At 70.2% G+C, this 4522-nt stretch carries 4 protein-coding genes; 1 reads left to right on the top strand and 3 read right to left on the bottom strand.

The window, feature by feature from the left end:
• Positions 1 to 131: 131 nt before the first annotated feature.
• Positions 132 to 1898, bottom strand: coding sequence for a proteasome ATPase (arc, locus tag ACFXG1_RS32925; RefSeq protein WP_384722946.1), 1767 nt, complete (start codon positions 1896 to 1898; stop codon positions 132 to 134).
• Between the two features lie 264 nt (positions 1899 to 2162).
• On the opposite strand from arc, the gene ACFXG1_RS32930 reads away from it, so the two are divergent.
• On the top strand, positions 2163 to 2474 hold the full coding sequence (locus tag ACFXG1_RS32930; protein WP_384745851.1) for a ferredoxin: 312 nt from the start codon (positions 2163 to 2165) through the stop codon (positions 2472 to 2474).
• An 82-nt stretch (positions 2475 to 2556) separates the two neighbouring features.
• Here the strand turns inward: ACFXG1_RS32930 and ACFXG1_RS32935 are convergent, their stop codons facing one another.
• A complete protein-coding gene (locus ACFXG1_RS32935) occupies positions 2557 to 3153 on the bottom strand; it encodes a hypothetical protein (RefSeq protein WP_384745853.1) in 597 nt (198 codons plus the stop codon).
• Positions 3154 to 3340: 187 nt separating this feature from the next.
• Positions 3341 to 4252: a tRNA (adenine-N1)-methyltransferase gene (locus ACFXG1_RS32940; RefSeq protein WP_384724245.1), complete on the bottom strand. Its 912-nt coding sequence runs from the start codon at positions 4250 to 4252 to the stop codon at positions 3341 to 3343.
• Between the last annotated feature and the right edge of the window lie 270 nt (positions 4253 to 4522).

Genomic DNA, 4522 nt, shown 5'->3' on the forward strand with positions numbered 1-4522 from the left:
TCCCTAGCCGCCTCTCCCCCCGCCGCGCGGGGGGGGGTGCTGTTTTGGTTCTTGGCGGGCTGGGGCGGCCCGCCGTAAAAACCCCCCGGCGGGGGTGCCCCGCCCGGGCCCCCCCCAGCCGGTGTCCGCCGTCACAGGTACTGGCCGGTGTTCGCGACCGTGTCGATCGAGCGGCCGGTGTCCGCGCCCTGCTTCCCGGTGACGAGCGTCCGGATGAACACGATCCGTTCGCCCTTCTTGCCGGAGATCCGGGCCCAGTCGTCCGGGTTGGTGGTGTTGGGCAGGTCCTCGTTCTCCTTGAACTCGTCCACGCATGCCTGGAGGAGGTGGGAGACCCGCAGACCCTTCTGGTTGTGGTCGAGGAACGCCTTGATGGCCATCTTCTTGGCCCGGTCGACGATGTTCTGGATCATCGCGCCGGAGTTGAAGTCCTTGAAGTAGAGGACTTCCTTGTCACCGTTGGCGTAGGTGACCTCCAGGAAGCGGTTCTCCTCGGACTCCGCGTACATCTGCTCGACCACGGACTGGATCATCGCCTGGGCCGCGGCGGCCTTGGAGCCGTTGTGCTCGGCGACGTCGTCCGCGTGGAGCGGCAGCGACGCGGTGAGGTACTTGGCGAAGATGTCCTTCGCCGCCTCCGCGTCCGGACGCTCGATCTTGATCTTCACATCGAGCCGGCCGGGGCGCAGGATCGCGGGGTCGATCATGTCCTCGCGGTTGGAGGCGCCGATCACGATCACGTTCTCCAGGCCCTCGACGCCGTCGATCTCGGCGAGGAGCTGGGGGACGATGGTGTTCTCGACGTCGGAGCTGACCCCGGAGCCGCGGGTGCGGAAGAGGGACTCCATCTCGTCGAAGAAGACGATCACGGGGGTGCCCTCGGACGCCTTCTCGCGGGCCCGCTGGAAGACCAGCCGGATATGCCGCTCGGTCTCGCCGACGTACTTGTTGAGCAGCTCGGGGCCCTTGATGTTGAGGAAGTAGCTCTTCCCCGCGGGCTGCCCGGTCACCTCGGCGACCTTCTTGGCAAGGGAATTGGCGACGGCCTTGGCGATCAGTGTCTTGCCGCAGCCGGGCGGACCGTAGAGCAGGATGCCCTTCGGCGGGCGGAGTTCGTGCTCCTTAAACAGGTCGGGGTGGAGATACGGCAGCTCGACCGCGTCGCGGATCATCTCGATCTGTCCGCCGAGGCCGCCGATCCGGTTGTAGTCGACGTCCGGGACCTCTTCGAGGACGAGCTCCTCGACCTCGCTCTTCGGTACGACCTCGTAGACGTAGCCGGAGCGCGGCTCCAGCAGCAGGGCGTCGCCGGGGCGGATGGTGGCGTCCAGCAGCGGCTCGGCGAGCCGCACCACCCGCTCCTCGTCGGTGTGCCCGACCACCAGGGCGCGCTCGCCGTCCTCGAGGATCTCCTTGAGGGTGACGATGTCGCCGGCGCGCTCGAACGCCATGGCCTCGACCACGTTGAGCGCCTCGTTGAGCATGACCTCCTGGCCGCGCCGCAGCTCGTCGAGCTCGACGCTGGGACTGACGTTCACCCGGAGTTTGCGGCCTCCGGTGAAGATGTCGCAGGTGCCGTCGTCGTTGGAATGGAGATAGACACCGAAGCCGGCCGGGGGCTGGGCGAGCCGGTCGACCTCTTCCTTGAGGGCCACGATCTGATCGCGGGCCTCACGGAGCGTGTTCGCGAGCCGTTCGTTCTGCGCGGAGACGCCGGCCAGATTCGTCTGCAGTTCGACGATCCGCTCTTCGAGGATCCTCGTGTGCCGCGGAGAGTCGGCGAGCTTGCGGCGCAGGACGGCGATTTCCTGCTCGAGATAGGCGACCTGGCCGGCTGGGTCCTCAGACCCCCGCCCGGGCCGGATGCCGCGGTTGATGTCGTCGTCGTGGGCTGCCACGGTCCTCACCTCCTCCAAGGGGAGCTGGACGCTTCCTGACCCTACCTGGGCGGGTGGTGATTGAAACCCCTAGATCACAAAGACGGTCGGGGCGTGTCCGATCTTCACCCTTGCGCTCTCCCTCACGCCAGGGGGATACCCACCCAGCTCCTTTCGAAAGCGGGCGGTTGTATCGTCGGGGGTGTTCAACACCCGTCAGGGCTGGCGCGACTTGCTCGCCGCGCCCCGCCGGATGCTTCACCCGACGCAGGAACGGCAGGAGACATGACCGTGCAGCACGAGGCACCGTCCCCCGACGCAGCCGAGGCTCTGGAGGTCTGGATCGACCAGGACCTCTGCACCGGCGACGGGATCTGCGCCCAGTACGCCCCGGACGTCTTCGAACTGGACATCGACGGGCTGGCGTATGTGAAGAGCGCGGAGGACGAACTGCTGCAGGACCCGGGGGCGACGACCCCGGTACCGCTGCCGCTGCTGCGGGACGTGGTGGACTCGGCCAGGGAGTGCCCGGGCGACTGCATCCACGTACGCCGGGTTTCGGACAGCGTCGAGGTCTACGGCCCGGACGCGGAGTAGCGATTCCTTCACGCGCCGTCCGGCGGACGGCGCGTGCGGGCATCGATCAGGCCGGGTCGTCTCCGGCCGTACGCGACCGGGCTCAGAGCGCCGCGGTGTCCGTCCCGGCCGTCCCGCTTCCGGTGTCCCCGGGGGTGCGCAGGAACTTTCCGCCCTCCCAGCGCCAGCTGACCCGCTCCTTCTCGTCCGGGCAGCAGACCGGGACCTCCGGCGACGAGTAGCCGTAGAGGGTCGCGGTGACGGCCCGGCCGGTGACGGCGAGGGCGCCGACGGTGAGCCGGTCGGCGGGCGCGACGAGGGTCGCGACGACCCGGGGCCCGCCGTCCCGTGTCCTCGCCAGGACATAGATGCCCTCGGGGGGCGTTCCCGAACCCGCCGCGCAGCGTCCGGCGACGATCGTCTCGGGGCCGCCGTCGCCGTCGAGGTCGCCGACGGCTTTCCGGGTCACCGTGTACGCGGCGGTCCCGCATTCCAGTGGCAGCCGTACCGTCGCGGGGTCCGGAGCCGCGGACACGGGGCCGGCTCCGGTCTTCGCGTCGGAGGTCGCGGTCGCGGTCGCGTTGCCGGGCTGGAGCAGTCCCGCGAGGGCGACGACCGCGGCTGTCGCGGTCGCGGTGGCGGCCCAGTGCAGGGGACGGGTGCGGGTGTGCGCGAGGTCGGGGAGCTCCGAGTTCTGCACGCGTGGGGTCTCCTGTGCGACGGAGCCGACGCGGGGCCGGCACGGGTGGTGCGGTGGAGGGGGTGGAGCCCGATCGTGCCATACGTCACAGGGGTGGGGAACGGCGGGGTCCAACACGAGGGCGCCGCCGCCGGGTTCCCCGTGGGACGGGGGAATCCGGCGGCGGCGCCGTGTCGTTGCGGGGGCGTCAGCCCTTGTCGGCGGCGCTGTCCTTGGCGCCGCCCCAGCCCGTGTAGTCCTCGCCGTAGGCGCCCTTGGCGGGCCTGCGGCGGCGCATCGGGGGTTCCACGCCGTCGGCGAGCCGCCGGGCGGTGACCAGGAAGCCGGTGTGACCGATCATCCGGTGATCGGGTCGTACGGCGAGGCCTTCGACGTGCCAGTTGCGGATCATCGATTCCCAGGGCTGCGGTTCGGCGAAGGAGCCGATGTCCCGGATGGCCTCGACGGTCCGGGCGAGCTGGGTGGTGGTGGCGACGTAGCAGCAGAGGATGCCGCCGGGGACGAGCGCCTTGGAGACTGCTTCCAGGCACTCCCAGGGCGCCAGCATGTCCAGGATGACCCGGTCGACGTCGGTGTCCGAGAGGTTGTCCTGGAGGTCGCCGACGGTGAGCTGCCAGGCGGGGTGGGGTTCGCCGAAGTAGCGCTCGACGTTCTGCCGGGCGATGTCGGCGAAGTCGGCGCGGCGCTCGTACGAGTGCAGCATGCCGGTGTCCCCGATGGCGCGGAGCAGGAACGCGCTGAGCGACCCGGAGCCCACGCCCGCTTCGACGACGCGGGCGCCGGCGAAGATGTCGGCGAAGGCCAGGATCTGCCCCGCGTCCTTGGGGTAGACCACGGCGGCGCCGCGGGGCATGGACAGGACGTAGTCGGGGAGCAGGGGGCGCAGCGCGAGGTAGGCGACGTTTCCCGTGGTACGGACCACGCTGCCCTCGGGAGCACCGATCAGCTCGTCGTGGGGGAAGGAACCCTTGTGGGTGTGGAAGTTCTTCCCGGCCTCGAGCGTGAAGGTGTAGTGGCGTCCCTTGGGGTCGGTGAGCTGGACCTGGTCCCCGACCTTGAAGGGCCCGCGACGGCGGGCGGCACCGGTCGGTTCGGACATGTCCCCAGCGTACCGGCCATTCACCGCCCCCTCGACCACGAGCCGTGCCTCTGCGAGCGCCCCATCACGGACCGGCCCTTCCGGACCCCGAGGAGGCCGTCCCGCACCCCGGAGGCGAACCGAGCCACAAGATCAGGCGAGTGAGCCGAAGGGGCGCGCCGTGGTCTGGAAGGAGAACGCGCGCCCCGGCCCCCTCAAACCGGGCAGCCTCGCCCCGGGACGGCGAGTGAGCCGAAGGGGCGCGACGTGGTCTGGAAGGAGAACGCGCGC

This window comes from Streptomyces sp. NPDC059248, from assembly GCF_042753905.1.
Lineage (GTDB): Bacteria > Actinomycetota > Actinomycetes > Streptomycetales > Streptomycetaceae > Streptomyces.